Genomic DNA, 25,310 nt, shown 5'->3' on the forward strand with positions numbered 1-25,310 from the left:
TCGGTAAGACGGCAAATTGTTATTCTTCCCTCATTAAAGCAGCAAATTGACATTCGTCCAGCTTGCCGCATCTCTCCTTATCACCTGAATCGATAAACATATCTTGAAATAATCGTTTCTAGAATAAAAAGCCGCTGTTATCCTTCGTTTCAGATATAAGGCCCCGATTTCGGGCGCACTTGGCAATTCATAAACTGAATCTGTCCGGCGCAAGCCGTTACGACATTTTATCCAGGACTTTCCTTTATGTACGTATACGATGAACACGATCGGCAAATGATGGCCGAGCGGGTTGCACAATTCCGGGATCAGACCACGCGGGCGCTGGCCGGAGAGTTGGCAGAGGACGAATTTCTCCCTTTGCGCCTTCAGAACGGTCTCTACGTTCAGCGGCTTGCACCCATGCTGCGCATCTGTGTGCCTTACGGTATGTTGCGCTCTGTTCAACTGCGCCGTCTGGCACGGATTACACGAGATTACGATAAAGGTTACGCACACTTCACGACACGACAAAATGTCCAGCTTAACTGGCCGGCAGTGGAAGACGTGCCTGACATTCTGGCTGAACTGGCGGAAGTGGAGATGCATGCCAACCAGACCAGCGGAAACTGCATAAGGAATACCACGACAGACCAATTTGCGGCTGTACAGTCAGATGAACTGGTAGACCCCCGGCCCTACTGCGAAATTATTCGTCAGTGGTCGACCTTTCATCCGGAATTTGCGTTTCTGCCAAGAAAATTCAAGGTTGCCGTCAATGCCTCAGAGAAAACTGACAGAGCTGCTATCCGGGTGCACGATATAGGGCTTCAAATTGTGCGCAATGAAGCGGGAGAGATTGGTTTTCGGGTTCATGTAGGTGGTGGCCTGGGGCGCACGCCAATGGTTGCCCCGGTTATCCGTGAGTTTCTACCGGAGCTAGACTTGCTTACCTATCTGGAAGCCGTTCTGAGGGTCTACAACCGCTATGGTCGCCGCGACAACAAGTTCAAGGCACGCATCAAGATCCTGGTAAAGGCTTTGACGCCAGAGGGTTTTGCCGAGAAAGTTGAAGCTGAATGGGCGCACATCAAGGATTCGCCAAGCCGCCTGACCCCTGAGGCGATTGAGCGGGTTCAGGGCTACTTCACCGAGCCTGCATATGCTGCCCTGAACAGCCGAGCTGACCTGCTGGCGCAGCAACGGTTCGAAAACCGTGAGTTTGATCAGTGGGTGAAGCACAACGTGGATACCCATAAAAAAACCGGGTACGCCATCGTTTCTTTAACCATGAAGAAAACCGGCACACCACCAGGCGATGTGACCGACCGGCAGCTGGAACAGATTGCAGACCTTGCAGATGAATTCAGTTTCGGTGAAGTGCGGGTAACTCATCAACAGAACGTGGTGCTGGCAGATGTTCGTCAGGATCGCCTGCTGGAGCTTTGGCAGCAGATTGTTCCTATGGGGTTCGGAACAGCCAACCTGAATACCTTGACAGATATTATCTGCTGTCCTGGTGGTGATTTCTGTGCCTTGGCAAATGCCAAGTCCATTCCGGTAGCCGAATCGATTCAGCGCCGTTTCGACAACCTCGACTTTTTGTATGACCTAGGCGAAATCGACTTGAACATTTCGGGTTGCATGAATGCTTGTGGCCACCACCATGTCGGCACTATCGGTGTTCTGGGGGTCGACAAAAAGGGTCAGGAGTTCTACCAGGTCAGCCTGGGTGGGTCATCACAGCATGATGCTTCAATCGGTAAAATTCTGGGCCCTTCTTTCGCGCGGGATGAGATGCCCGAGGTAATCAGCAAGATTGTCGATGTTTACGTAACCAAACGCACGGAAGAGGAATCTTTCCTGGATACTTATCGTCGTGTTGGAATCGGACCTTTCAAGGAGCGGGTTTATGCCTGACATCATTTTTCAGGACGGCAGTGTCCGTCAGAACGGGTGGGTTGTTGTTCCCCGCTCAGAAGCCGGGGATGCATTGGATATTCCTGATAATAAAAGCGCGCTGATACCGGCCGAGGTTTGGCTTGAGGGTCGCCAACATTTCGCCGGAAGAGATGATATCGGGGTGTGGTTCGACAGCCATGATGAGCCGGAGATTCTGGCAGACTATGTTCATGAACTGCCGTTGATTGCCGTGAATTTCCCAAAGTTCAGTGATGGGCGGGGTTACAGCATAGGCCGCTTGTTGAGAGAACGGTTTGGCTATAAAAACGAACTGCGGGCGATTGGCGATGTGCTACTGGATCAACTTCAGTTTATGAAACGTTGCGGCTTTGATACTTATGAGCTTCGGCCTGATAAAGATATCCGCAAAGCGGCACAATCTCTGAACTTCTTCAGTCAGGGCTACCAGGCAGCGACGGACACAGATTTGCCGCTGTTTCGACGCAGAGCGTCTTAGCCTTAATGCCGGGTTACACATTCAGGGGCGGCAGGCCTGCCGCCCCTGAATGTTCGAAGTACTATTGGATTTTCTGGTTGCGAAGCGCGCTGAGAACCTTCCATACAGAGTGTTCAAGTGCCGCACTGGTCGCCAATCCGAGTTTTTCGGGAAGGGTTCGCTTACGTTCGAATGAAACGGAAACTACGTCTGCCCTGTCGCAAGCTTCGATAAGATATTCATCAGAGGTTTTGATCTCGTCAACAAGCTTCACTTCCAGAGCACGCTTCCCGAACCAGATATCGCCCGTAGCTACAGCCGCAATATCGAGTTCCGGGCGACGTTCGCTTACATATTCCTTGAACAGAACGTGCGTATCTTCCAGGTCTTCCAGGAATTTTTGCCGGCCCTTCTCTGTATTTTCACCGAAAATGGTCATGGTCCGCTTGTGCTCACCAGCTGTCAGCACTTCAAAATCCACGTTATTTTTCTTAAGTAGCCGGTTAAAGTTAGGCAGTTGGGCAACCACCCCAATCGAACCGAGTACAGCAAACGGCGAGGCGATAATCCGGTCCGCCACACAGGCCATCATGTAACCACCGCTTGCAGCCACTTTATCTACACAAGCTGTGAGGTGGATGCCCTTGCTACGGATCCTGTCAAGTTGTGCTGCCGCCAGGCCATAGGAATGCACCAGTCCACCGCCACTTTCCAACCGGATAACCACTTCATCTTTACCAGGCTCTGCAACACTCAGTACCGCAGAAATAGCACGACGGAGTGTATCGGTTTCACTGGCTTTAATGTCACCATCAAAATCCAGAACATAGATGCGTGCAGGAGCAGCCTCAGGAGAATCGGCATCGGACTTCTTGGCTTTATCCGCTTTTTTTTCTGCCTTGTCTTTTTTCTTTTTGGCTTTACTCCAGGCTTTACGTTCGTAATCAGACATCAATCGAGCCTGAATAGACTCACGCAACTTTCGATATTTATCGTTGAGCTTGCGGATTTGCAGCTCACCCTCGTCGTGGTCCCCCCTCTCTTTATGGGTTGCCGAGACAATAATGGACACGACCACTATTGCTGCAATAACAAAAGTGACCACCTTTGCCAAAAACAAACCGTATTCAGTCAGGAACTCCAAATCGCTTCTCCAGCCAGTTAAGCAAGCACGAGAGTGTAACTTACCGAAACTCTGGTGATAAGCAGAGCAAAAAAATTAAAACAAGCGTTCGATCGAGCTTGACAGTGATTAAATCTCACCATAAAGTCGAATGGCGAAGTCGGCTCTACCCGGCTGCCGCCGAGGCTTGCAAAGCCAGGCACCCAAAGCCGTTATCATGACAAGACAACCATCAAAAAGGGTAAAATAATGTCTGTAGATCAAATCTTTCAGAAACTCGAGCAGAACTTCAACGCAGACGCAGCTCAGGGCCTGGATCTTGTATTCCAGTTTGATATCGAAGATGACAAAATCCATCATCTGGTCATCAAAGACGGAACATGCACACTGCATGAAGGCCCTCACGAAGACCCTTCAGTAACGCTTATCATGAACTCTGAAACCCTGCAGGGTATTGTTTCCGGCGAAACCGACGGCATGCAGGCCTTTATGGCAGGCCAGCTGCGCGCCGAAGGCGACATGATGTTGGCCACCAAACTGGGCGAGCTGTTCAATATGGGCTGATGGTCTCTATTGAGGCATCAAGAGTTGAGCTCATAAAAAAACCCGCACCAAACGCGGGTTTTTTGTTGCCTGGAATATTGGATCAAACCGTTATCAAAGACCCACGTCGTCCATAGACGTTTCTGCAAGTCTGAGCAGATCCAGGTTACTTTCCTCCGGCTTGCCGATGCTTTCTATATAGTACTCAAGGGATGTCAGAGCGTCCGCCAGCGCTTCCAGGACCTGAGTTTCAGGTACGTCGTTGGCATCCAGTAAACGCTCCTGTATCGACGCTGAAACCCTCTCGAGTACATGCGCGGCTCCAGGATCGTTAACCATTTGCAGCCCACCCCAAATGCTGTGCAACGTTGCCGGCAGATTAGCGAGATGAAGCTTGTCATAGTCCGATTCAACAAACGCAGTAATCGCACGTTTGGCCAGCGTCAGTGCGCTTCGTGCTTCGTCGGCCACTACGTAGACGGCCTCTTGAAGATAAACCGATTCTTCATGGCTGTGCTCACTTCCCGCCAACGCATCGGTTTCCGACGTAATGCCGCGACTGACTATCTGCATAACGGCATCTTCAATACCCAGTACTGAATCCGCGAGGCGGAAGAGTTCTTCTTCGCCGGGCAATCGCGATTCGCTCTCCCAGGTCCGCAGCTTGACAGCTTCATCGCGGGCGATGGTCGCCAAGCGACTGAGGTCGAGCATTACCAGAGTGTTGCCGAGACGCTCAAGGGTTTCGGCAATCGACGACAGTTCTGCCAGGTCTGGCTCAATGCCACGTTCGATAATGTCGAGTTTGTCTTTGAGCTGGTTCAGCTCATCCTGCAAAGCCTCAGAGAGCGACTTGAGTACATCAGCGCCCGGCCCATAAAGTCGGCGCGAATGGGCTTCCAGAATAGAATCGGGAAATTCTGCAGGTGTCAGCTGAAAGTCTGAGAGCACGGCAGTAACTTCCGGATTTCCGGAGCCGCTGCGGTACAAAAGATAAATAAGATCACGAACGAGGGAGTCTGGTGCATCTTTAGCTGTTGCCACCTTGCCCACGTACACCACTTCACGCGCATACTTTTCGATTCGCATGAACATACGCTTGCGGGCTTTGGTAAAAGGCATCGCGCGATCCAGCATGGTATCCGCGGCTATGGCTACGAGACACCACATCTGCCCCATCGGTGCCCCTTGGCACAGACGAACAAAACCACGGGCTGAGCGGCCTATGAGTTTCTGGCTGACCACCGGGTTGCGATCCCGGAGCAAACCCAGAAGCGCTACCTGAAAAGTCAGGCGCATACGCCGGGCAACAATCTCGTATTCGGACTCATTACCGTCGAAAGCCGGAGCCGGAAGACCCTTACAAAAATCCGGTCGGTCTTTTACGTCGACTTCGAAAAAACGCGATTCGGGGTAAGGTTTTTCTCTACGAGCTTCGCGCAGATCATTGATGACCGGGAGCAGCAACTCAGGGTGGTCTTCTCGCTGCTGATGGTAGTACTCAACATAGCGTCGCAGGATAAACAACGCGTTGCTCAAGGTGGTCAGCAGGATATTTTTGTCGTCGTTCGCCCCTACCGGAACGTCATTTGCCATGGTTACCGCTTCCTGGCACAACAAGGTTCCGCCACGAAGTTCCACCAGAATGAAAATGCCGCGAAGCTGATTCAAAAAATCCAGACAGTTCTGAAGATCTTCACCGCTTTCGCGGTTTTCCTGAAAGCGTTCGAGACTCGATTCGGCCTGCTTGATGGTCTGTTCTATTTCACTTTTGACCAGATCAAACGACTGCGATTTCGTCGCCAGAGACGATTGAACCATAAACGCTTCCTGTTAATCTGCGGAAACTTCCGCGCCGTCCAAGTGAAATACGGCCTGGCAACGATCCGTGCCAGACCTTTGTTATTAGTAGCCGTTTGTAATCCTTCCGGCCAAAGTATGCGATCTCAAAAATAGCGTACTTATCACTACTTATAACATAAAATTCAAGCACTTCAACAAGGCAGGAATGTAACAATTGGTACAGGCAGACACAGTTCTCATTCTGAGCCTTCCAGTTTGCTCCAAACGCTTCCTCCTGCTTTCTTTTCGAGTGCGGACATAAACGCCTGGTGGGCGTCAGACTCGGCTTCGGACGGTTTGATGACAGCCAACGCCGGCCTTTCCGGACTCAACCTTCGCACCCCACCGGAGACACCCCCGTTCTCTGACCCGGCGTCGAGAGACAAAGCGGTTTGCCCGCCCGTGAGCAGCAGGTACACATCCGCCAGAATCTCCGCATCCAGCAGGGCGCCATGAAGCTCCCGGTTACTGTTATCAACGCCATAACGTTTGCAGAGAGCGTCCAGGTTGTTCTTCTGGCCCGGATGCTTCGCCCGGGCAATTGCAAGGGAGTCCACAATCCCGCAATGATCAGCCGTTTTTCGCACCGGCTTAATCCGGCCAAACTCGGAGTCCATGAATCCAACGTCGAACGCGGCGTTGTGAATGACAAGCTCCGCGCCCTTTATAAACTCGAAGAACTCATCGGCAACTTCTGCGAATTTCGGCTTATCAACCAGAAATTCGTTGGTAATCCCGTGGATGGTGATCGCTTCCGCTTCAACTTCCCGCTCCGGGTTAATATAGACGTGGTAGTTGCGGCCGGTAAGCTTACGCTCCATCATTTCAACACAGCCGATCTCGATGATCCTGTGCCCTTCCGCCGGGTCAATACCTGTTGTTTCTGTATCCAGTACAATTTGTCTCATAACGTCCACATCGATTCAGGATTGGAGAGTTTTCAGTTGCGAGCCAATTCTTCAACGCCCTTGTTGGCAAGTTCGTCTGCCAGCTCGTTATCGGGCACACCGGCATGACCTTTAACCCAATGCCAGTTAACTTTATGATTTGCCGTTTCCAAGTCGAGCTCACGCCATAGGTCATCGTTTTTCACCGGCTTTTTCGCCGATGTTTTCCAGCCATTACGTTTCCAGCCTGAAAGCCATTCGGTGATGCCTTTGCGCACATACTGGGAATCGGTATAAAGCTCTACTTCACAGCCTCGCTTAAGAGCCTTAAGCCCCTGAATGGCAGCCATCAGCTCCATTCGGTTATTGGTGGTATGGGGCTCGCCTCCGTGCATCGTTTTGCGTGCATCGCCATAACGGAGCACCACACCCCAGCCACCGGGCCCCGGATTGCCCTTACAAGCTCCATCGGTATAAAGAATCACCTTTGCGGACATTAAAACTCCTGCGTATATATAGTTGTTGGCGGCCCTTAGTGGCCGGTCAGTCGTCGGGGTGGTTCAGGTTCTGCGGTGGACAGCCCCTGGATGCGCCCACAGTTCCGGTTCCCGGGATCACGATGACGTTGTTCTGTCGCCATGCGTGTCGCCTGGGAATGCGAGCGTTCACCCTTTTTTTGGCAAGAATACAGTAATAAGCCCCGACTGGCAGGAGCCCGTTGCCCGTCAATCGCTCCCCGAGCCGGCCCGAGCTCTTGCGGCCGCTACGCTGGAGGGGCAGGCGAAAAAAACGGGTAACCGAAACGTCAACATGAAAGCCCAGGAGATGAAGCCAGTCATCCATGCGCCTGCGCATAAGAAAGCGGCCTCCCCATGGGCCAGCGTGATGACGTGACATAAACCTGCGCAGCCCCCAAATGCTTACCGGGTTGAAGCCAATAAGAGCAATCGTTCCCTCGCCCCTTAAAACCCGGCCCGCTTCCCGGAGCGCCTGATGAGGGTACAGTGAGAAGTCGGCTGTATGGTGAAGCACAACCAGATCCATGGAGTCGCCTGGAAACGGCAACTCATTTGCGTCACATACAACAACCCCATCTGGAATACTGGGAAACCATTTTGGTGTCGTCATTATTTTGTGGGAGAAATCGGTACCATTGATCAGCGGTATCCGGTGACTGACGCTTACGTGAAGCTGCCGCGCACCCGTTAGCGGGGCGAGTTTGTGATCCAGAAAACGCCGCTGGTCCGCCAGCATCGAGCGCCCGAGAGGCGTCTGGAACCAGTGTTCAAAGCGCTCATGCCGGGAGGGATAATCAAGGACCTTTTTGCTTTTCACACTGCCTGCACTCCTTCATGGAAGATAGCCTTTGAACAAGCCACTGGTTCAGCGGTTCTTGGGGCTATCAACTTAATGCTCTATCATATCAGGCACACTTGCCAAGCATATACGGGGACATCTGATGCTCACCATCTCTGCCATCCCGGCCTTTAGTGACAACTACATCTGGTGTCTTGCCGACACTGACACGGGGAAAGCTCTGATTGTGGACCCCGGCCAGGCCGCGCCAGTACAGCGTCACCTCGCAGAAAATGGCCTCAATCTGGATACCATACTGGTTACTCACCACCACCCCGACCATGTTGGCGGAATCAGCGATCTGGTAAAGGAATATCCGGACTGTCGGGTAACCGGACCAGCCGAATCCCCATTCAAAGGCAACACCAATAACGTACACCCCGGTGACGAGGTCGTCTGGGAAGATGTCACATTCCAGGTGATGAGTGTTCCGGGACACACGCTGGATCACATAGCCTTTTTTACCGATGTCGAGATCAGCGGCCGCCCTGCACTGTTTTGTGGCGACACCCTTTTCGTTTGTGGCTGCGGCCGATTGTTTGAAGGCACTGCCGCACAAATGCTTGAATCCTTGAAGTCCCTCCGCGAGCTTCCCGGCACCACCGCCGTATATTGCGCCCACGAGTATACTCTGGCCAATCTTCGCTTCGCTCGCAGCTGGTTGCCGGACGACCATGAACTCGAAGCCTTCGAGCAACAGTGCAAGGAACTCAGGGAAGCCGGTAAGCCTACTGTGCCCTCAATACTTGAGAATGAAAAACGACTCAATCCGTTCCTGCGCTGGGATGACCCGGTTGTTGTAGGCGCAGCCAAAAGATATTGCACCGACCAAGGTTTGCCGGCAGATTCAGACACTGCCATTTTTGCAGCCATAAGGCACGGTAAGGATAATTTCTGAGCGGTTAACAAATCCTTTCAACGTCGTAACGAGAGGCTTCTTGACCGCTAGAAACAGGCTCCCATAGAATCATTTAACATTTTGCTTGTAACTTACTAAATATGCCGGGTTTTCAGACAGGAGACCCGGCAATAACCCAGACCTGGAAATTGCCTATGTCGGTCAAACATTTGCCCCTGCTAGTTTTTTTTGGCGCCCTGGCAGGTGGCTGCAGTTCGCTTTATACGTCAACAGACATGGCCCAGGGAAACCCGCTTGATTCGGACAAAGTAAGTGTTGCAGCCGGAGACGAAGGCCTAAAGGAGTCGGTCGAATCCGGGAAAAACAGCGATGCTGTTCGCAATGAGCCACTTGATGATGCCATGGCCCCAGAACTCAAGGCGGCAGCACGCGAAGCCCGGGAAAAGCTTGAGAATCCTCAGCAAACTGCTTTGGAAACTGGTGCAAAAAGTGTCTCTGACAAGAGCGCAGACCAGGAGCCCGGGCAGGCAGTACTGTGGGATCGCCTGCGAGCAGGCTTTGAACTTGACCATGATGTCGACAACAAACGCGTTCAGGATCAACTGAAGTGGTATGCAAAACACCCCAACTACATCAATCGCGTGGTTGAACGTGGAAGCCGCTACCTTTATTACATCGTCAATGAAACTGAAAAGCGCGGCCTACCTACTGAATTTGCGTTGCTGCCCATCGTCGAAAGTGCATTTGACCCTTTCGCATATTCCCACGGTCGCGCTGCAGGTCTCTGGCAATTTATCCCATCGACCGGCAAATACTTTGGCCTGACCCAAAGCTGGTGGCATGATGAGCGCAGAGATGTCATCGCGGCTACGGATGCGGCACTGACTTATCTTGACCGCCTATCAAACCGGTTTGGCGGTGATTACACATTAGCTCTTGCGGCCTATAACAGTGGCGGCGGCACGGTTTCCAGCGCAATGCGCCGCAACCGTAACAGCAACAAACCGGAAGATTTCTGGTCGCTGCAACTGCCAAGGGAAACCCGTCATTACGTCCCTAAACTGATCGCTCTTGCGAAAATTTTCGATGATCCGGCCGCCTACGGTGTTGAGCTACCTGATCTCTTGGACGAGCCCTATTTCGACGTTGTCGAGACCGGTGGACAGCTGGATCTGGCCCAGGCCGCCGAGCTTTCGGGCGTTGATATTGATGAAATCTACCTGCTCAACCCATCTTACAATCGTTGGGCAACGTCACCAGACGGCCCGCACCGGCTACTGGTACCCCATCAGAACGCGGAACCCTTCCGCATCGCTCTAAAGGAAATCCCCCCTGGTAAGCGCGTTTCCTGGCGTAATTATGTGGTTAAATCGGGAGACAGCCTGAATACGATATCCCGAAAGTTCTCAACAACGCCGGCAGTGCTGCAACAGGTAAACAGCCTTAATAGCGACCTGATCCGGATCGGCCAGCGCTTGATGATTCCCTCTGCGTCCAAGAACTCTGATAGCTATGCGTTAAGTGCATCCAACCGGCTTGAGCGCAAACAAGACAAGAAACGCGATGGCAGTAAATTGCGGCATACAGTCCGTCGTGGAGATACCTTCTGGGACATTGCCCGGGAACATCGAGTCTCTGTACGCCAGCTCGCAGCCTGGAACGGGATGGCTCCGGGCGATCCTCTCATTCCGGGTAAAGAACTGGTTATCTGGTCCAATACAGCCCAGCCTACCCTGGCGTCAGCCAGCGGCGCCCGCGGTAACGCCATGGTTCGCAAAGTCGGTTATAGCGTGCGCAAGGGCGACTCACTCGCACTCATCGCCAACCGTTTTTCTGTGAATGTACGGGATATCGCAAGCTGGAACGACTTGAACACCTCCCGTTATCTTCAACCGGGGCAAAGTCTGGTACTCTACGTCGACGTCCGGAACAGCCCGTAAAGAATACAGATTCTCGGGCCCGGAACTTTCAGTATCTATAAGAATCATAAAAATTCAGCGGACAAGAGCACTGGGCGGGATGCCCGGTGCGCCGACCTGAAACCTCCAGAATGTGCGAGACCCATGACAAGATTCCTATCCGCCTTACGCCCCAGATCGCTTTTTACAGTCCTGACCTTGCTGGCCTCCCCCGGTTTTCTTTATGCCAGTGACACCACCCTTGAGGCTTCAGAGCAGCAAATCCAGCCAATTCACGGTTTGGCAATGCACGGCGAACCCAGGTATCCGGAGGGGTTCACACACTTCGACTACCTGAACCCCGATGCTCCGAAGGGCGGCACTCTGAAAATGGCAGTAGTGGCGAACGGTTTTGACTCCTTCAATCCATTCGTTATTCGTGGTGTCGCAGCCGCCGGAATCAGCGGTTATATTTACGACACACTTCTTGAGTATTCGGCAGACGAAGCTTTTTCCATGTATGGACTCATCGCAGAGTCACTGGAAACTCCTGAGGACAGAAGCTATGTAGTATATAACCTCAGGCCGGAAGCCAGGTTTCAGGATGGCGAACCCATTACCGCCGAAGATGTAAAGTTTTCCTTTGAAACCCTGACCACAGAGGGCCATCCGTTTTACCGGAATTACTACGCAGATGTGAGCAAGGTAACGGTTGAGACCCCGCATCGGATTCGTTTCGATTTCCAGGAAACCAGTAATCGTGAGCTGCCTCTGATTCTTGGACAGATGCCGATTATGCCCGCGCATTACTGGGAAGACCGGGAGTTTGGCAAGAACGGTCTCACCCCACCCGTTGGCAGTGGCCCCTATAAGATTGGTGCATTTGAAGCTGGCCGCTCTATTGTTTACGAGCGGCTCGACGATTACTGGGCTAAGGACCTCGCCGTTCGCAAGGGTCGGTTTAATTTCGACCGCATTCGCTATGACTACTATACCGATGACACCGTGGCCCTGGAGGCCTTCAAAGCCGGCAGCTTTGATTTCAGAGTGGAAACCTCAGCCAAGAACTGGGCAACTGCCTACACCGGCGAGAGGTTTGATAACGGCACGATCAAAAAAGAAGCCATTGAACACCACCGCCCCACCGGTATGCAGGGCTTCGTGTTCAACACCCGCAAAGACGTCTTCAGCGACCCCAGGGTCAGGGAGGCGCTGACCTACGGTTTTGATTTTGAGTGGACCAACAAAAACCTGTTCTACGGTCAGTACGCCCGCACCAACAGTTATTTCGAAAACAGTGAACTGGCCGCAACCGGCCTACCCTCCGGCAGGGGACTGGAAATTCTTGAACAGTACCGGTCGCAACTGGGAGAAGACATCTTTACCAAACCCTTCGCCGCGCCGTCGACCGATGGCAAGCAAGGTCTCAGGCAGAACCTGAGAGTGGCCCTGGAGCTTTTGCGCTCGGCCGGTTACGAAGTTCGTGAAGGAAAAATGGTGAATACCGAAACCGGCGAGCCTCTGGCGTTTGAGATTCTGTTGTTTCAGAAAACCTTCGAAAGAGTTGTTCTGCCCTTCAAAAACAACCTCGCAAAGCTCGGCATTGAGATGTCTGTACGCCTGGTCGATAGCAACCAATACGTTCAGCGTGTAAGGGAGTTCGATTATGACATGATCACCCAGGCCATCGGTCAGTCAGACTCTCCGGGCAATGAACAGCGGGAGTATTGGCACTCCTCGACGGTAGACGCTAACGGCTCCCGTAATTATGCCGGCGTGAGCGACCCTGTTGTTGATGAGCTTGTGAGCCTGGTTATACAGGCGCCGGACAGAGAAGAGTTGATACAGCGTACCCGGGCCCTGGATCGGGTTCTGCTTAGCGGGCATTACGTCGTGCCGCACTGGCACCTGGCGAAAGATCGTGTTGCCTACTGGAGCCACCTGAAGCATCCGGAACAGACACCCAAGAATGGTACTGACCTCGACAACTGGTGGGCTGAGCCCTGAGGAAGCTGCCGCTAAATGGGCATCTATATACTCCGGCGCCTGGCGCTGATTATCCCTACCCTGATTGGGATTCTGCTTCTCAACTTTGTGATCGTACAGGCCGCCCCTGGCGGTCCGGTTGAGCAACTGATTGCAGAAATGGAGGGCCATGGCGGCAGCGCGCTTGCAAGGGCGACTGGCGGCGACACAGGCGGAGAAGTGGCCAACGCGTCAGGAGATCGCCGTGGCTCCCGTGGCATTCCCGATGAAATGCTGAAAGAAATTGAAGTGATGTACGGCTTCGATAAACCGGCGCATGAACGTTTTCTCAAAATGCTAAAGGACTACGCCACGTTTAATTTCGGCGACTCCTTCTTCCGGGAAAAAAGCGTTACCGAGCTGATACTGGACAAAATGCCCGTCTCTATCTCACTGGGGCTCTGGTCTACCCTGATTATCTACTTCATATCTATCCCTCTGGGCATCCGTAAAGCGGTCTCAGACGGATCCCGGTTTGATGTCTGGAGCAGTTCAGCCATTGTGATTGGCTATGCCATCCCCGGTTTCCTGTTCGCCATTCTGCTGATTGTTCTGTTTGCCGGCGGCAGCTACTTCGACTGGTTCCCCCTGCGCGGGCTCACCTCCTCTGACTTCGACCAACTCAACTGGTATCAAAAAGTCGGAGATTACTTCTGGCATCTTGCGCTACCAGTAACTGCCAACGTTATCGGTGGATTTGCGACATTGACCCTGCTCACCAAGAACTCGTTCCTTGATGAGATCGGCAAGCACTACGTTGTAACCGCCAGAGCCAAAGGCCTGGACGAGAAGCAGGTACTTTATGGGCACGTATTCCGAAATGCCATGCTGATTGTAATTGCCAGCCTTCCCGGTGTGCTCGTGTCTCTGTTCTTTACCGGTTCGCTATTGATTGAAGTTATTTTCTCTCTGGATGGCCTCGGCCTGCTGGGTTTTGAAGCCGCACTTAACCGGGACTATCCGGTTATCTTTGGCACTCTGTTTATATTTACCCTGATGGGGCTGGTACTTAAGTTGATCAGCGACATTACCTACGTGCTGGTAGACCCACGCATCGACTTTGAAAGTCGGGAGGGCGCGTAACATGAAGGCGCTGACTCCGATTCAACAGCGACGTCTACGCAACTTTCGCAATAACCGCCGGGGCTTCTGGTCTCTTTGGGTATTTCTGGCCATTTTCGGGCTGACGCTCGTTGCAGAGCTGATAGCAAACGACAGACCCCTCGTCGTGTCCTATCAGAACACTCTGTATTTTCCGGTAGTTGAATCCGTGCCGGAAGAGACCTTTGGTGGTTTTCTGCCCACAGATGCTGATTACCGGGACCCTTTCATTGCTGACGAAATACTCGCCAACGGCTGGATGCTCTGGCCACCAATCCGTTTCAGCTACGACACCATAAACTACGATCTGGATGTGCCCTCACCTGCACCACCGAGCACTGAAAACTGGCTGGGAACAGACGACCAGGGACGAGACGTGGCCGCGCGCGTAATTTATGGCTTTCGTATATCTGTTCTGTTTGGGCTGACTCTAACCATTGCCAGCTGCATTGTTGGCGTCATAGTCGGCGCTATACAGGGTTTTTACGGCGGCAAGATTGATCTGGTGGGCCAACGCTTTATCGAAATCTGGTCCGGCTTGCCAGTACTCTACCTCCTGATTATCCTCTCCGGAATTGTGCAGCCGAACTTCTGGTGGCTGCTCGGCATCATGTTGATGTTCAGCTGGATGGGTCTGGTTGATGTGGTTCGCGCTGAATTCCTCAGAGCCCGCAATTTTGAATACGTTAAAGCAGCGAGAGCACTCGGGCTGGGTAACCGTAAAATCATGTTTCGCCATATTCTTCCAAACGCCATGGTTGCAACATTAACGTTTTTACCATTCATCCTGACCGGTGCCATTACCGGTCTGACATCTCTTGATTTCCTGGGTTTCGGCTTGCCCTCTGGCTCACCATCGCTGGGTGAACTGATTGCCCAGGGCAAGGCAAACCTTCACGCTCCCTGGCTTGGCATTTCGGCATTTGTTTCCCTGTCACTGATGCTCACGCTACTGGTTTTCGTGGGTGAAGCCGTGCGTGATGCCTTTGACCCCCGAAAAAACGCATAAGAGCGAACCGATATGAGCGAGCTGCTAGAGATAACCAATCTCTCGATCTGCTTTGACCAGGGCCCGAAGGCCGTGGATTCTGTGTCGCTCAGCCTACAACAGGGTGAAACTCTGGCTCTGGTTGGCGAAAGCGGTTCCGGCAAGTCGATCACCGCATTATCCATTCTCCGGCTGCTCGATGAACGGCATGCGAACTATCCCGGTGGTGAGATCCGCTACCGTGGCGAAAACCTGCTGCAAGCGCCGGAGAAACGCTTGCGCCAGGTTCGTGGGCGGGAAATCAGCATGATCTTCCAGGAGCCCATGACCTCCCTTAATCCTCTGCACAGCGTTGAGAAGCAGATCAGCGAAACCTTGGAGCTGCATAAAGGCATGCGTGGCCTGCAAGCCAGGGAGCGTTGCCTGGAGTTGTTACAGCTGGTAGGCATAGACAACCCGGAGAGCCGGCTGGGTGCTTACCCGCATCAGCTTTCTGGAGGCCAAAAGCAGCGCATTATGATCGCCATGGCTCTGGCCAATGAGCCAGATTTGCTCATCGCCGACGAGCCAACCACTGCTCTGGACGTGACGGTTCAGAAGCAGGTTCTGGAACTGCTGCAGGGATTGCAGGAGAAGCTTGGCATGGCGATTCTGCTGATTACCCATGACCTGACGATAGTGCGCCGTTATGCCAGCCGGGTTGCAGTGCTGGAACACGGCAAGCTGGTCGAGGAAGGAAAAACCGCCGCTTTGTTTGCGTCACCCAGCCATCCCTACACGCGTAAACTTCTCGATGCCGAGCCTCCGGAGGCCCCCCTGGCTCGAGCCGGGAGCGGAAAACCTTTGCTTGAAGTAGGTAACCTTGATGTGCGGTTTCCTGTGCGTAGAGGATTATTTGGCAAGGTAAAAGAGTACTTTCACGCGGTTAAACGCGTCGGCTTCTCCCTCGAACAGGGCCAGACACTCGGCATTGTGGGTGAAAGTGGTAGCGGGAAAACAACCATTGGCCATGCGCTTCTCAAGCTTACTTCCAGCACAGGCAGCATAAAGTTAAACGGGCAAGAGCTCGCCGGGCTCGACCAAAGCGCATTCCGCCCCTGGCGGCGCAGGATTCAGATTGTTTTTCAGGATCCTTTTGGCAGCCTCAGCCCCCGCATGTCTGTTGCCGAGATAGTGCGGGAAGGGTTGGAAATACACGATTCTGAAAACGCCCAAACACACGAACAGAAAGTCATTACGGCGTTGACGGACGTGGGCCTCGATCCAGAGGCCCGCCACCGGTATCCCCATGAGTTTTCCGGGGGCCAGCGCCAGCGCATCGCCATTGCCCGTGCACTGGTGTTGCAGCCAGACCTGATCATTCTCGATGAACCCACCTCCGCTCTCGACAGAACGGTTCAAAAGCAGGTTATCGAACTGCTACGGGATATTCAGGCGCGCTATGGTCTAAGCTATATCTTTATCAGCCATGATCTGGCCGTTGTCAGGGCACTCAGCCACCAGTTGCTGGTCCTCCGACAGGGAGCGATTGTGGAATACGGGAATGCCAGCGACATTTTCCACGCACCCGAAGAACAGTACACACAAGAGTTGCTTAACGCGGCGCTTTTCTATAACCAGAAAAATGCCGATTCCACTACGACTATTTGAGCGTTACTCCTGACGGGATACTTCGGGGATAATGCATCAAAATCAGGAACACAGGGAGAACCACCCATGGGAATACTGAACGGCAAAAAAGCGCTGATTGTTGGCGTAGCCAGCAAGCTGTCCATTGCATACGGTATCGCAGATGCCTTTGCCCGCGAAGGTGCAGAACTGGCCTTCACATATCAGAATGAAAAGCTCAAGCCGCGGGTAGAGAAGTTCGCTGAGGGATGGGGAAGCAACCTCATATTCCCTTGCGATGTCGCCAGCGATGAAGAAATTGAAAATGTGTTCAAAGAACTGAACAAGCATTGGGATAACATCGACATCATTGTCCACGCCGTTGGCTTTGCACCGGGGCACGAACTTGATGGCAACTACGTTGACGTAACCACCAGGGAAGGCTTCAAAATAGCCCACGACATCAGCTCTTATAGCTTTGTCGCTCTGGCCAAGGGTGCACGCTCCATGATGCACGAGGGCAGCTCCCTGCTGACTCTGAGTTATCTGGGCGCCGAAAAGGTTCTGCAGAACTACAACGTGATGGGGCTTGCCAAGGCATCACTGGAAGCAAACGTACGCTATATGGCTGCGAGCCTCGGCCGTGACGGAATCCGGGTAAACGGCATTTCTGCAGGGCCCATCAGGACACTGGCAGCCTCCGGCATTAAGAGCTTCCGCAAGATGCTTGCGGAAAACGCCAGGCGCGCTCCGCTACGCCGGAATGTAACCACAGACGAAGTGGGCAACGCTGCGGCTTTTCTGGGCTCGGATATGGCCAGCGGTATTACCGGTGAGATCATGTACGTAGATGCCGGCTTTAACATCACTGGCATGGGCGAACTGGAAGAAGAAACATCTGAAGATTAAGCTCTGACGCAGGGAGGCAGCCAGGCGCTGACTCCCTGCTCAGCGTTCACGGCTTTGCCAAACACGAAGCGGGACAGCTTTGCACTCAGGGCGCTTCCATAACTTTCGCGACAGCCTCTGTCCATTCAACGTAAGCAGTCTGTTCCGATTCGATAATTCTTAACCCCACCAAGTAGTCCGTCCCATGAGAGCGGCACCAGATCACCTCCACAATCAGTGCGAAGGGTTCCGTCTGACTATCCAGCAAAACAGAAGCTGAAAGCAAAGCACCCACCACAAGCTTTTCGTGTGAGAGCAATCGTAGCCCGCTTGCCGACAGGTCGCGAACGCCACATGCAAGTTCTCTGTTGGACGCAATTGGCAGCCCTTGGGGTTTCGGACAGGAGGCCTCCAGTTCCAGCGAAATCCTGGCACGCGCAGTCAGGCGGTAATACAACCGGTTATCCTGCCCATCGGGCGGGTCGTCCCGAGTTCCAAACGTATAGTCAGCGTCTTTCATTATTATTCCTGGCTTTTTTCATTCCGTTACTTCCGCCCGACACGTATACGGCCCACCACCCTGCTCAAGGTGTCATCAAATTCCGCAGCACTACCAAGAACACGTATGCGCTCTTCAACGATTGCGAGAACCAGATCTTCTTCCTGAAACTCGCGCCGATTCAGGCCCAGGCGATCAACGAAAATCAGCTTGCGGGATGCATTTGTACGAACAGCCAGCTTGAGCCTGGTGCCCTCTGTCTCCGGTTGGTCCGAAACTTCCAATATCCAACCACCCAGATTGATGTTATCCACGTGCTTTTGCGCAAGAGCTGTCTTTTCTCTGTACAGGCGATCCTGTTCAGCCTGTTCATCTGCAAGACGCTTGCTTTCGGTTTCTTGCCGTTCCCGATCCAGAATTTCTTGACGCGCGGCCTCCGCCTCCCTGCGTTTCAACGCCTGGGCTTCTCTCTCTCTACGGAGCTCATCGGCACGGGCTCTGGCCGCCTCTGCAGCCTGCTCACGCTGTTTGCGCTGTTTTTCAAACGCTCTGGCCAACAGTTCGACGGTCCCTGCGAGAACCTCGCCAAACGGGGTCTGAGCAGGCAGTGGACGAATACTGCCAGCTGTTTTGGCCTCGCAGAATGCATCCCAGGGCTGTAGTCCAAGTTTCACCCCGGTACCGTTTGTCCAGAGGATCTCTGCCGTGTCTTCGAGCAGTGCACAAAAGTAACGACGCTGCTCCGTTGCCCCTTCACCCTCTACAAACCAGCTGTTCTCCATGGCTTGAAAATCGGCCTGCTTGGGCACCTCGAAACTAAGCCAGGAGCCACTCCATGAGAAACTTGTCTGATCAGACAACGCCTCCACCAACTCAGGTGATTCACCGCGCAACCTGGACATCATCACGGTTCCGATGCCGGCAAGGGCATTCGGTGTGAGGGGGTGATCGAATACGCGGCTCCACACGTCAAGAAGTCGATCGCCTATCTGTTCACCTACGTGGTAGAGCCGGTTTCTGTCTTTGTCAGAGAGAGAGGGATCGCCCACCCATACCAGCCATTCGAGTAGCTTGCTGCCATGCCTGCAGGTCTCACCGTTAACACCGGAATCCCATACCGCCTGTTTCAGCAACTTTTGCCAGTGATCAAAAATAAAATGGAGCACGGGCTGAGGCAATTTCCGCCCTTGTAAGGCCCTCCCGATAAGGGCTCTGGAGGTCTGATCTGCCCGTCTTTGGCGCGCCGCGCCCTGCTCTGTTACCAGCAATCTCTGGCGTAGTTTGCCTGCCTGTGCATTACGCCTGAGCGAGTCCTCCTGCCATTGCTGGCAGAAAGCACTGACAGTATCGGTGGTGCCAGTTTCAAACGCGGCAGAGACAGCGACAACCAACGCATCCAGTTGATCAAGCAAAGCCTTCGATGACCGGCCACCAGAATCACTCCAGCCCCGCCATTCCTGGAGGCTGTCCAGCCAGTTCAGCAGTGTGTCACTGAAGGCGTAATTGCCGTCCAGATTCATACGCCACGCAAGATAGAATCTTAAGCGCGCGATACGCTGGATGATCTGAGAGTGGAGCCCGCTGGTTTTCAGGAACACATCCATGATGCGGTCCGCCACATAGGCTGCATTAATCTGGCGCACGGACCAGTCACGCTGCACAGAGCGCAGGACATGGGTTACGCGCTCGTTTCGTTGTTCCTTCCAGCATGAAAATAGCAGGGGTTGCCAGTCACTTACGCTTTCTGGCGCGAGTTTCCCTGCGGGATAAGGCAGGTCGGGGACCCGAATACCGGCAAGCACATCGTCAATTTGCTTGGCAACCGCCTTCCGTAAGGCCACCTGGTGCGACTTCGGCCTGTTTTGTGACATCCATTCCCCGTGCTCAAGAAGCGTTGAAAAGGCCCAATAAATAAAGCAGTATAACGAACTCGCCGGGGTTGGCCACAACCGGGTCCGGCGCTATTGTAACGATAAGAATTGGGGAAACAGCAGAAAATGTCCGGCAATAAACTAGAAGATCTGAATGTGGCGAGCCAGGAAACACTGATTACCCCTGAAACGCTAAAACAGAAGATGCCTCTCTCGGGCGACGCAGCCAAGACGGTTACTGAAGGCCGCCAGGCGATTTATGACATTATCGATGGCAAAGACCACCGTCTTTTCCTGGTTGTGGGCCCCTGCTCCATTCACGATGTGGATGCAGCGCGTGATTATGCCGCCCGCCTCAAGAAACTTGCCGATGAAGTCAGCGACACCCTGCTTATCGTCATGCGTGTTTATTTTGAGAAGCCGAGAACGACGGTTGGCTGGAAAGGTCTGATTAACGACCCGCACCTGAACGATACTTTTGACATTGAACATGGCCTCAAGCTCGGCCGGCGTCTTCTGCTTGATATCAACGAACTTGGGCTACCGGTAGCTACAGAAGCACTGGACCCGATCTCGCCGCAGTACCTGCAGGACACAATTGCCTGGTCAGCGATTGGCGCTCGCACCACAGAATCCCAGACTCACCGCGAGATGAGCAGCGGCCTTTCGATGGCGATCGGTTTTAAAAATGGCACTGACGGCAACCTCGATGTTGCTGTAAACGCCATGAAGTCGGTTTCTTACCCGCACAGCTTTCTCGGAATTGACCAGCAAGGGCAAGTGGCCATTATTCGCACCAAGGGCAACAAGTACGGGCATGTTGTTCTGCGCGGGGGCGGCGGAAAGCCCAATTACGATTCGGTCAGCGTGACGCTGTGCGAGCAGGCTCTTGATAAAGCCGGCTTGCGCAAATCCATCATGGTGGACTGTAGCCACGCCAACTCCAGTAAAGACCCGGCGATTCAGCCGCTTGTCATGCAGGATGTCAGCCATCAGATCCTGGAAGGCAACACCTCAATCCAGAGCCTGATGATTGAAAGCAACATCAATTGGGGTAACCAGTCTATCCCGGAGAATCTGGAAGATCTGGAATACGGCGTATCGGTGACCGATGCTTGTATCGACTGGCCAACAACAGAAAAGGCCATCCGCGAGATGCACGCTAAGCTAAAGGACGTTCTGCCGGGCCGTAAGCCCGCCTGAAACTGCTCAAGCAGACTGGGTTGGTAAGCCGCCGACCCAGTCCAGCCTGTCCCTCAGCGCGACCACATGGCCAACAATAACAAGTGTAGGCGCCTGGACCTTCTCTTCGTTTACTCGCTGTACAATCGTCTCCAGATTGCCCGTAACAACCTGCTGGTCCCGAGTAGTTCCTTTGGAAACCAGAGCTATTGGCGTATCCGCCGCCATTCCGTGCAGTATCAATTGCTCACAGATAATCGGCAGCCCAACCAGACCCATATAGAAGACCAGCGTCTGGCTGTTCTGCACGAAGTCCTTCCAGGGTAAATCGCAGGTATTATTTTTCAGGTGCCCCGTAACAAAGCGCACGGACTGAGCGTGGTCACGATGGGTCAGAGGAATACCCGCATAAGCAGCACACCCTGAGGCCGCCGTAATGCCCGGAACAACCTGGAAACGGATGCCTGCGCTGGCCAGGGTTTCGATTTCCTCTCCACCACGGCCAAAAATAAATGGATCTCCGCCCTTGAGACGCACAACCCGGTAACCTTCCTTCGCAAGATCGACCAACCGCTGGTTGATCTGGTCCTGCGGCAAGGTATGGTTGGAGCGTTGCTTACCCACATGGATCATTTCAGCCGTATCTGGAATCAGGGCAAGAATTTCCGGAGACACCAGTCGGTCGTAGAGTACGACCTGTGCAGACGTAATGAGGCGCCAGGCTTTGAGTGTGAGCAGTTCCGGATCTCCGGGGCCGGCGCCCACAAGAGCAACCTCCCCGGCAGAGCTGTTCGGGTTCAAGGTAACAGGGTTTGTTCTGTAACGTACGGGCGCTGGCGTTGCGCCAACCCCCGCTCCTACGTCTTTTCCGGGCTTGTCCATCATTGGATACGCTCAACGCCGCCCATGTAGGGTTTGAGCACTTCGGGAACAATAATACTGCCGTCTTCCTGCTGGTAGTTTTCCATAACCGCCACCAGAGCACGGCCTACCGCAAGGCCGGATCCGTTCAATGTATGCACTGGCTCGGGCTTGCCCGTCTCCGGATTGCGCCAGCGTGCACCCATGCGCCGGGCCTGGAAGTCGCGAGTATTTGAGCAAGACGAGATTTCCCGGTACTTATTCTGCCCTGGTAGCCAGACTTCAAAGTCGTATGTCTTCGCAGCAGAAAAGCCCATATCGCCGCCACACAGGGCGACCACCCGGTAAGGAAGCTCAAGCAGCTGCAGCACCTTTTCAGCGTGACCACTCAGTGCTTCCAGTGCCGCATCGGAGTCTTCCGGGCGAACCACCTGCACAAGCTCAACCTTATCGAACTGGTGCTGGCGGATCATGCCACGAGTGTCGCGGCCATAGGAGCCGGCTTCACTGCGGAAACACGGAGTATGACAAACCATTTTCAAGGGCAGATCTGCCGCATCAAGAATGGAATCTGCCACAAGATTGGTAACCGGAACTTCCGCGGTAGGAATAAGATAAAGCGGATGATCCCCATCAATTTTGAACAGATCTTCCTCAAACTTCGGTAATTGTCCTGTGCCATAAAGCGTCTCTGCGTTTACCAGATACGGCACATAAGTTTCGGAATAGCCATGTTCACCGGTATGCAGGTTCAGCATGAACTGGGCAAGCGCCCTGTGCAGACGAGCCACTTGGCTGCGCATCACCGCAAATCGTGAGTGAGCAAGTCTTGTTGCCGTCTCGAAATCCAGGCCACCGAGGCTCTCTCCCAGAGCAACGTGGTCTTTGGGTTCGAAATCGAACTTTCTCGGCGTACCCCAGGTACGAATTTCGACGTTGTCGTCCTCGCTATCTCCCGACGGTACACCCTCATCCGGGAGGTTAGGGAGACCTGCCAGAAACCCGTTAAGCTCTTCCTGAAGCTTACGCAGTTCTTCTTCAGCTTCCGACCTGCTTGACTTCAAACTCTCTACTTCATCCAGTAGAGGCTGAATGTCTTCCCCGGCAGCCTTTGCTTTACCAATCGACTTCGACTTTTTGTTCTGCTCACCCTGCAAGGTTTCAGTGCGCACCTGAAGGCCGCGACGACGCTCTTCAAGCTGCTCAAAAGCTGCTACGTCAAAAGCAAAGTTCTTGATGGCCAGCCGACGGGCGATCTCTTCAGTCTGGTTACGGACGAGTTTGGGATCGAGCATGATTATCCTGGATTTTCCGGTTTGCGATGTATGTAGATCAGCTCACCATTATACCCGTGCCGGCACTTGTGGCTACCGCTGACATCCAAGGTTACAGGTGAATCAGGTGTGGCGCTGCCTGGGACTTTTTTCGTTGAGAGCGTCGAGCCTCTGGCGTTTCTCTGAGAGCTTTATTTCCAGGCCCCGATCCACTGGCTCATAGTACCTGCGCTGGTGAATCGCATCCGGCAAATAGGATTCTCCTGCTGCGAACGCGTATTCTTCGTCGTGAGCATAACGATAGGAGTCACCGTGGCCCATGCTCTTGAGAAGCTTAGTCGGCGCATTGCGCAAGTGCACCGGCACCTCGTAATCCGGGTCCTCACGAATGTCTGCCATGCAACGATTAAACGCTTTATAGACTGCGTTACTTTTGGGTGCGAGAGCCAGATAGGTGACCGCCTGCGCAAGAGCCAGCTCACCTTCCGGGCTGCCCAAACGTTCCTGGGCGTCCCACGCTTCCATACTCAGCTGCAAGGCTCTGGGGTCGGCATTGCCGATATCCTCGCTTGCAATTCGCACCAATCGACGGGCCACATAGAGAGGATCACAACCACCATCGAGCATCCGGCATAACCAGTACAACGAGCCGTCGGGGTCTGAACCCCTCACGGATTTGTGCAAAGCGGATATCTGATCGTAGAAAACGTCTCCGCCTTTATCAAATCGGCGCAGGCTTGTTTGCATTACCTGTTCGAGATGCTTTTCGCTTATCCGGTTTTTCCCTTCAGTGTCCGGCTCTGCCAGATCAGCCGAAATCTCAAGAATATTGAGCGCGCGCCTGGCATCCCCACCGGATGCCGAAGCCATCAAATTCAACACATCGCTCGACACCGCTAGCTCACCATTAAAACCCTCTGCTGAATCAAGAGCGCGGGTCAGCAGCTTGAGGATATCTGAATCTTCCAGGTTTTTGAGCACATAGACGCGGGTGCGGGAAAGCAGCGCACTGTTCAGCTCGAACGAAGGATTTTCTGTGGTAGCACCCACAAAGATGAAGGTGCCATCTTCAATATGTGGCAGGAAAGCATCCTGCTGACTTTTGTTGAATCGGTGAACTTCGTCCACAAACAGAAGTGTGTCCTGGCCCTGAGAGAGCTTGCGGTTGCGCGCTCGCTCGACAATTGCCCGGATGTCCTTGACGCCGCTGAGAACCGCGGAAACCGTTTCAAAGCTCAATTCACCCACGCTAGCCAGAAGCCGGGCAAAAGTCGTTTTTCCAACCCCTGGTGGCCCCCAGAGAATCATGGAATGGAGCTGGCCCTGCTCTACTGCTCTGCGGAGCGGTTTCCCAGGCCCGACGAGGTGCATCTGCCCCACGTAATCATCAAGACTTTCCGGACGCATGCGCGCCGCAAGAGGCCGAAAACCGACCTGCTCGGTGAACAGGCTATCCTGCATCTCAGCCTTCGTCCCGGATTACGTCAACGTCCTCCGGATACTCAAGCGTAAAAGCGCTGTCGTCGACGCTTTCGTTAAGCTTAATGTCATTAAAGCTGAGCACGCTAAGCTGAGACAGAGAATCCTGCATGCGCATTTCTTGCAGTTCGTTCTTGAAGAACGTCAGCCTCAAGGATACGAAAAGGGAGTCTTCACTTTTGGGCTCAAGAGTGAATTCCCTCGTGTGATCACCGACCTGACGACCGGAAACCCGATAGGTGTCTTCGAGGTTATCAACTTCTCCGCTGAGCAACAGCGCAGGTGTGGTCTGAACACGGTCGTCCAGGTTGTGCACGGTTACCTGCTCAAGGTCGGGGTCGAACACTTCCACGCTTTGGCCGTTACTGACAATGTACTGGGATAGAGGTGCCTGAGTTTCCCAGTAAAACAGACCTGGCCTTTTGGCTTTCAGTGAACCACGGGATTCCTGCACCTTACTGCCGTTTTCATTGACCACGATCTGAATGAAATCGGCCTGATACGTTTCGTAGCTTTTTAACAAAGAGGCGAGCTCAGCCGCTGTACCTTCTGTGTCTGCAGCCATTAGTGAACTACTGAACACAAGAGCCATAATCAACGCTGCCGAGACGGTCGCCAGGGGTTTCAGAAAAATCTGTTGCATAGTATA

The 25,310-nt window shown here is 53.4% G+C and carries 22 protein-coding genes; 11 read left to right on the forward strand and 11 right to left on the reverse strand.

Features of this window, described 5'->3' with window-relative positions; translation table 11 throughout:
* Positions 1-246 precede the first annotated feature (246 nt).
* Together Q4501_RS09700 and Q4501_RS09705 are read left to right on the forward strand one after the other, a co-directional pair.
* Positions 247-1,899 (forward strand): nitrite/sulfite reductase, encoded by a 1,653-nt coding sequence (locus tag Q4501_RS09700; RefSeq protein ID WP_303596016.1) that lies wholly within the window; start codon positions 247-249, stop codon positions 1,897-1,899.
* Positions 1,892-2,398, forward strand: a complete 507-nt coding sequence (locus Q4501_RS09705) for a DUF934 domain-containing protein (RefSeq protein ID WP_303596017.1) — start codon at positions 1,892-1,894, stop codon at positions 2,396-2,398. The genes Q4501_RS09700 and Q4501_RS09705 overlap by 8 nt, the downstream gene beginning before the upstream one ends.
* A 61-nt stretch (positions 2,399-2,459) precedes the next feature.
* Here Q4501_RS09705 and sohB read toward each other — a convergent pair whose 3' ends face one another.
* Positions 2,460-3,521 (reverse strand): protease SohB, encoded by a 1,062-nt coding sequence (gene sohB, locus Q4501_RS09710; RefSeq protein WP_303596018.1) that lies wholly within the window; start codon positions 3,519-3,521, stop codon positions 2,460-2,462.
* A 228-nt stretch (positions 3,522-3,749) separates the two neighbouring features.
* Between sohB and Q4501_RS09715 the strand changes: the two genes are divergently transcribed.
* Positions 3,750-4,064 carry an SCP2 sterol-binding domain-containing protein gene (locus tag Q4501_RS09715; protein WP_303596019.1) on the forward strand — a complete coding sequence of 105 codons (315 nt, stop codon included), beginning with the start codon at positions 3,750-3,752 and terminating at the stop codon, positions 4,062-4,064.
* A 93-nt stretch (positions 4,065-4,157) separates the two neighbouring features.
* On the opposite strand, the gene Q4501_RS09720 is transcribed toward Q4501_RS09715, so the two are convergent.
* The 4 genes from Q4501_RS09720 to Q4501_RS09735 all read right to left on the reverse strand — a co-directional run bounded on the left by Q4501_RS09720 (position 4,158) and on the right by Q4501_RS09735 (position 8,107).
* The gene (locus tag Q4501_RS09720; RefSeq protein ID WP_303596020.1) at positions 4,158-5,864 is read right to left on the reverse strand and encodes a chemotaxis protein; all 1,707 of its coding nucleotides are present in this window, start codon (positions 5,862-5,864) and stop codon (positions 4,158-4,160) included.
* Between the two features lie 218 nt (positions 5,865-6,082).
* Complete coding sequence (gene dnaQ / locus Q4501_RS09725; protein ID WP_303596021.1) at positions 6,083-6,793, reverse strand: DNA polymerase III subunit epsilon; 711 nt, start codon at positions 6,791-6,793, stop codon at positions 6,083-6,085.
* 32 nt (positions 6,794-6,825) lie between these two features.
* Complete coding sequence (gene rnhA, locus Q4501_RS09730) at positions 6,826-7,269, reverse strand: ribonuclease HI (protein ID WP_303596022.1); 444 nt, start codon at positions 7,267-7,269, stop codon at positions 6,826-6,828.
* 46 nt (positions 7,270-7,315) lie between these two features.
* Positions 7,316-8,107: a class I SAM-dependent methyltransferase gene (locus tag Q4501_RS09735; protein ID WP_303596023.1), complete on the reverse strand. Its 792-nt coding sequence runs from the start codon at positions 8,105-8,107 to the stop codon at positions 7,316-7,318.
* Positions 8,108-8,231: 124 nt separating this feature from the next.
* Here Q4501_RS09735 and gloB point away from each other — a divergent pair, with 124 nt between their 5' ends.
* From gloB to Q4501_RS09770, 7 genes are all read left to right on the forward strand, one after another.
* Positions 8,232-9,026, forward strand: a complete 795-nt coding sequence (gloB, locus tag Q4501_RS09740; RefSeq protein WP_303596024.1) for a hydroxyacylglutathione hydrolase — start codon at positions 8,232-8,234, stop codon at positions 9,024-9,026.
* Positions 9,027-9,181: 155 nt separating this feature from the next.
* On the forward strand, positions 9,182-10,927 hold the full coding sequence (locus Q4501_RS09745) for a LysM peptidoglycan-binding domain-containing protein (protein ID WP_303596025.1): 1,746 nt from the start codon (positions 9,182-9,184) through the stop codon (positions 10,925-10,927).
* A gap of 264 nt (positions 10,928-11,191) precedes the next feature.
* On the forward strand, positions 11,192-12,892 hold the full coding sequence (locus Q4501_RS09750; protein WP_303596198.1) for an extracellular solute-binding protein: 1,701 nt from the start codon (positions 11,192-11,194) through the stop codon (positions 12,890-12,892).
* Between the two features lie 15 nt (positions 12,893-12,907).
* Positions 12,908-13,993: a microcin C ABC transporter permease YejB gene (locus Q4501_RS09755; protein ID WP_303596026.1), complete on the forward strand. Its 1,086-nt coding sequence runs from the start codon at positions 12,908-12,910 to the stop codon at positions 13,991-13,993.
* Between the two features lies 1 nt (position 13,994).
* The gene (locus Q4501_RS09760) at positions 13,995-15,020 is read left to right on the forward strand and encodes an ABC transporter permease (protein WP_303596027.1); all 1,026 of its coding nucleotides are present in this window, start codon (positions 13,995-13,997) and stop codon (positions 15,018-15,020) included.
* 12 nt (positions 15,021-15,032) lie between these two features.
* Positions 15,033-16,649, forward strand: a complete 1,617-nt coding sequence (locus Q4501_RS09765; RefSeq protein ID WP_303596028.1) for an ABC transporter ATP-binding protein — start codon at positions 15,033-15,035, stop codon at positions 16,647-16,649.
* A 66-nt stretch (positions 16,650-16,715) separates the two neighbouring features.
* The gene (locus Q4501_RS09770; protein WP_303596029.1) at positions 16,716-17,516 is read left to right on the forward strand and encodes an enoyl-ACP reductase; all 801 of its coding nucleotides are present in this window, start codon (positions 16,716-16,718) and stop codon (positions 17,514-17,516) included.
* An 85-nt stretch (positions 17,517-17,601) separates the two neighbouring features.
* On the opposite strand, the gene Q4501_RS09775 is transcribed toward Q4501_RS09770, so the two are convergent.
* Together Q4501_RS09775 and Q4501_RS09780 are read right to left on the reverse strand one after the other, a co-directional pair.
* Positions 17,602-18,015: a PilZ domain-containing protein gene (locus tag Q4501_RS09775; RefSeq protein ID WP_303596030.1), complete on the reverse strand. Its 414-nt coding sequence runs from the start codon at positions 18,013-18,015 to the stop codon at positions 17,602-17,604.
* 26 nt (positions 18,016-18,041) lie between these two features.
* Positions 18,042-19,865 (reverse strand): DUF1631 family protein, encoded by a 1,824-nt coding sequence (locus tag Q4501_RS09780; protein WP_303596031.1) that lies wholly within the window; start codon positions 19,863-19,865, stop codon positions 18,042-18,044.
* A 126-nt stretch (positions 19,866-19,991) separates the two neighbouring features.
* On the opposite strand from Q4501_RS09780, the gene Q4501_RS09785 reads away from it, so the two are divergent.
* Complete coding sequence (locus tag Q4501_RS09785; protein WP_303596032.1) at positions 19,992-21,068, forward strand: 3-deoxy-7-phosphoheptulonate synthase; 1,077 nt, start codon at positions 19,992-19,994, stop codon at positions 21,066-21,068.
* A 6-nt stretch (positions 21,069-21,074) separates the two neighbouring features.
* Here the strand turns inward: Q4501_RS09785 and cobA are convergent, their stop codons facing one another.
* From cobA to lolA, 4 genes are all read right to left on the reverse strand, one after another.
* Complete coding sequence (gene cobA / locus Q4501_RS09790; protein ID WP_303596033.1) at positions 21,075-21,932, reverse strand: uroporphyrinogen-III C-methyltransferase; 858 nt, start codon at positions 21,930-21,932, stop codon at positions 21,075-21,077.
* Complete coding sequence (gene serS, locus Q4501_RS09795) at positions 21,929-23,203, reverse strand: serine--tRNA ligase (protein ID WP_303596034.1); 1,275 nt, start codon at positions 23,201-23,203, stop codon at positions 21,929-21,931. Before serS ends, cobA begins: the two co-directional genes overlap by 4 nt.
* Before the next feature lie 102 nt (positions 23,204-23,305).
* On the reverse strand, positions 23,306-24,643 hold the full coding sequence (locus Q4501_RS09800; protein ID WP_303596035.1) for a replication-associated recombination protein A: 1,338 nt from the start codon (positions 24,641-24,643) through the stop codon (positions 23,306-23,308).
* A gap of 1 nt (position 24,644) precedes the next feature.
* Complete coding sequence (lolA, locus tag Q4501_RS09805) at positions 24,645-25,304, reverse strand: outer membrane lipoprotein chaperone LolA (protein WP_303596036.1); 660 nt, start codon at positions 25,302-25,304, stop codon at positions 24,645-24,647.
* Positions 25,305-25,310: the final 6 nt, after the last annotated feature.

Source organism: Marinobacter sp. 2_MG-2023, from assembly GCF_030546935.1.
In the GTDB taxonomy this organism is placed as follows: Bacteria; Pseudomonadota; Gammaproteobacteria; order Pseudomonadales; family Oleiphilaceae; genus Marinobacter.

Excerpts from the sequence above, each read along its gene's own strand:
- serS (WP_303596034.1), bottom strand. The coding sequence starts at position 23,203 with ATGCTCGATCCCAAACTCGTCCGTAACCAGACTGAAGAGATCGCCCGT.
- Q4501_RS09760 (WP_303596027.1), top strand. The coding sequence starts at position 13,995 with ATGAAGGCGCTGACTCCGATTCAACAGCGACGTCTACGCAACTTTCGC.
- Q4501_RS09775 (WP_303596030.1), bottom strand. The coding sequence starts at position 18,015 with ATGAAAGACGCTGACTATACGTTTGGAACTCGGGACGACCCGCCCGAT.
- Q4501_RS09785 (WP_303596032.1), top strand. The coding sequence starts at position 19,992 with ATGTCCGGCAATAAACTAGAAGATCTGAATGTGGCGAGCCAGGAAACA.
- lolA (WP_303596036.1), bottom strand. The coding sequence starts at position 25,304 with ATGCAACAGATTTTTCTGAAACCCCTGGCGACCGTCTCGGCAGCGTTG.
- Q4501_RS09745 (WP_303596025.1), top strand. The coding sequence starts at position 9,182 with ATGTCGGTCAAACATTTGCCCCTGCTAGTTTTTTTTGGCGCCCTGGCA.
- rnhA (WP_303596022.1), bottom strand. The coding sequence starts at position 7,269 with ATGTCCGCAAAGGTGATTCTTTATACCGATGGAGCTTGTAAGGGCAAT.
- Q4501_RS09770 (WP_303596029.1), top strand. The coding sequence starts at position 16,716 with ATGGGAATACTGAACGGCAAAAAAGCGCTGATTGTTGGCGTAGCCAGC.
- Q4501_RS09750 (WP_303596198.1), top strand. The coding sequence starts at position 11,192 with ATGCACGGCGAACCCAGGTATCCGGAGGGGTTCACACACTTCGACTAC.
- Q4501_RS09765 (WP_303596028.1), top strand. The coding sequence starts at position 15,033 with ATGAGCGAGCTGCTAGAGATAACCAATCTCTCGATCTGCTTTGACCAG.
- Q4501_RS09705 (WP_303596017.1), top strand. The coding sequence starts at position 1,892 with ATGCCTGACATCATTTTTCAGGACGGCAGTGTCCGTCAGAACGGGTGG.
- Q4501_RS09755 (WP_303596026.1), top strand. The coding sequence starts at position 12,908 with ATGGGCATCTATATACTCCGGCGCCTGGCGCTGATTATCCCTACCCTG.
- gloB (WP_303596024.1), top strand. The coding sequence starts at position 8,232 with ATGCTCACCATCTCTGCCATCCCGGCCTTTAGTGACAACTACATCTGG.
- Q4501_RS09720 (WP_303596020.1), bottom strand. The coding sequence starts at position 5,864 with ATGGTTCAATCGTCTCTGGCGACGAAATCGCAGTCGTTTGATCTGGTC.
- Q4501_RS09780 (WP_303596031.1), bottom strand. The coding sequence starts at position 19,865 with ATGTCACAAAACAGGCCGAAGTCGCACCAGGTGGCCTTACGGAAGGCG.
- cobA (WP_303596033.1), bottom strand. The coding sequence starts at position 21,932 with ATGATGGACAAGCCCGGAAAAGACGTAGGAGCGGGGGTTGGCGCAACG.
- dnaQ (WP_303596021.1), bottom strand. The coding sequence starts at position 6,793 with ATGAGACAAATTGTACTGGATACAGAAACAACAGGTATTGACCCGGCG.
- Q4501_RS09715 (WP_303596019.1), top strand. The coding sequence starts at position 3,750 with ATGTCTGTAGATCAAATCTTTCAGAAACTCGAGCAGAACTTCAACGCA.
- Q4501_RS09700 (WP_303596016.1), top strand. The coding sequence starts at position 247 with ATGTACGTATACGATGAACACGATCGGCAAATGATGGCCGAGCGGGTT.
- Q4501_RS09800 (WP_303596035.1), bottom strand. The coding sequence starts at position 24,643 with ATGCAGGATAGCCTGTTCACCGAGCAGGTCGGTTTTCGGCCTCTTGCG.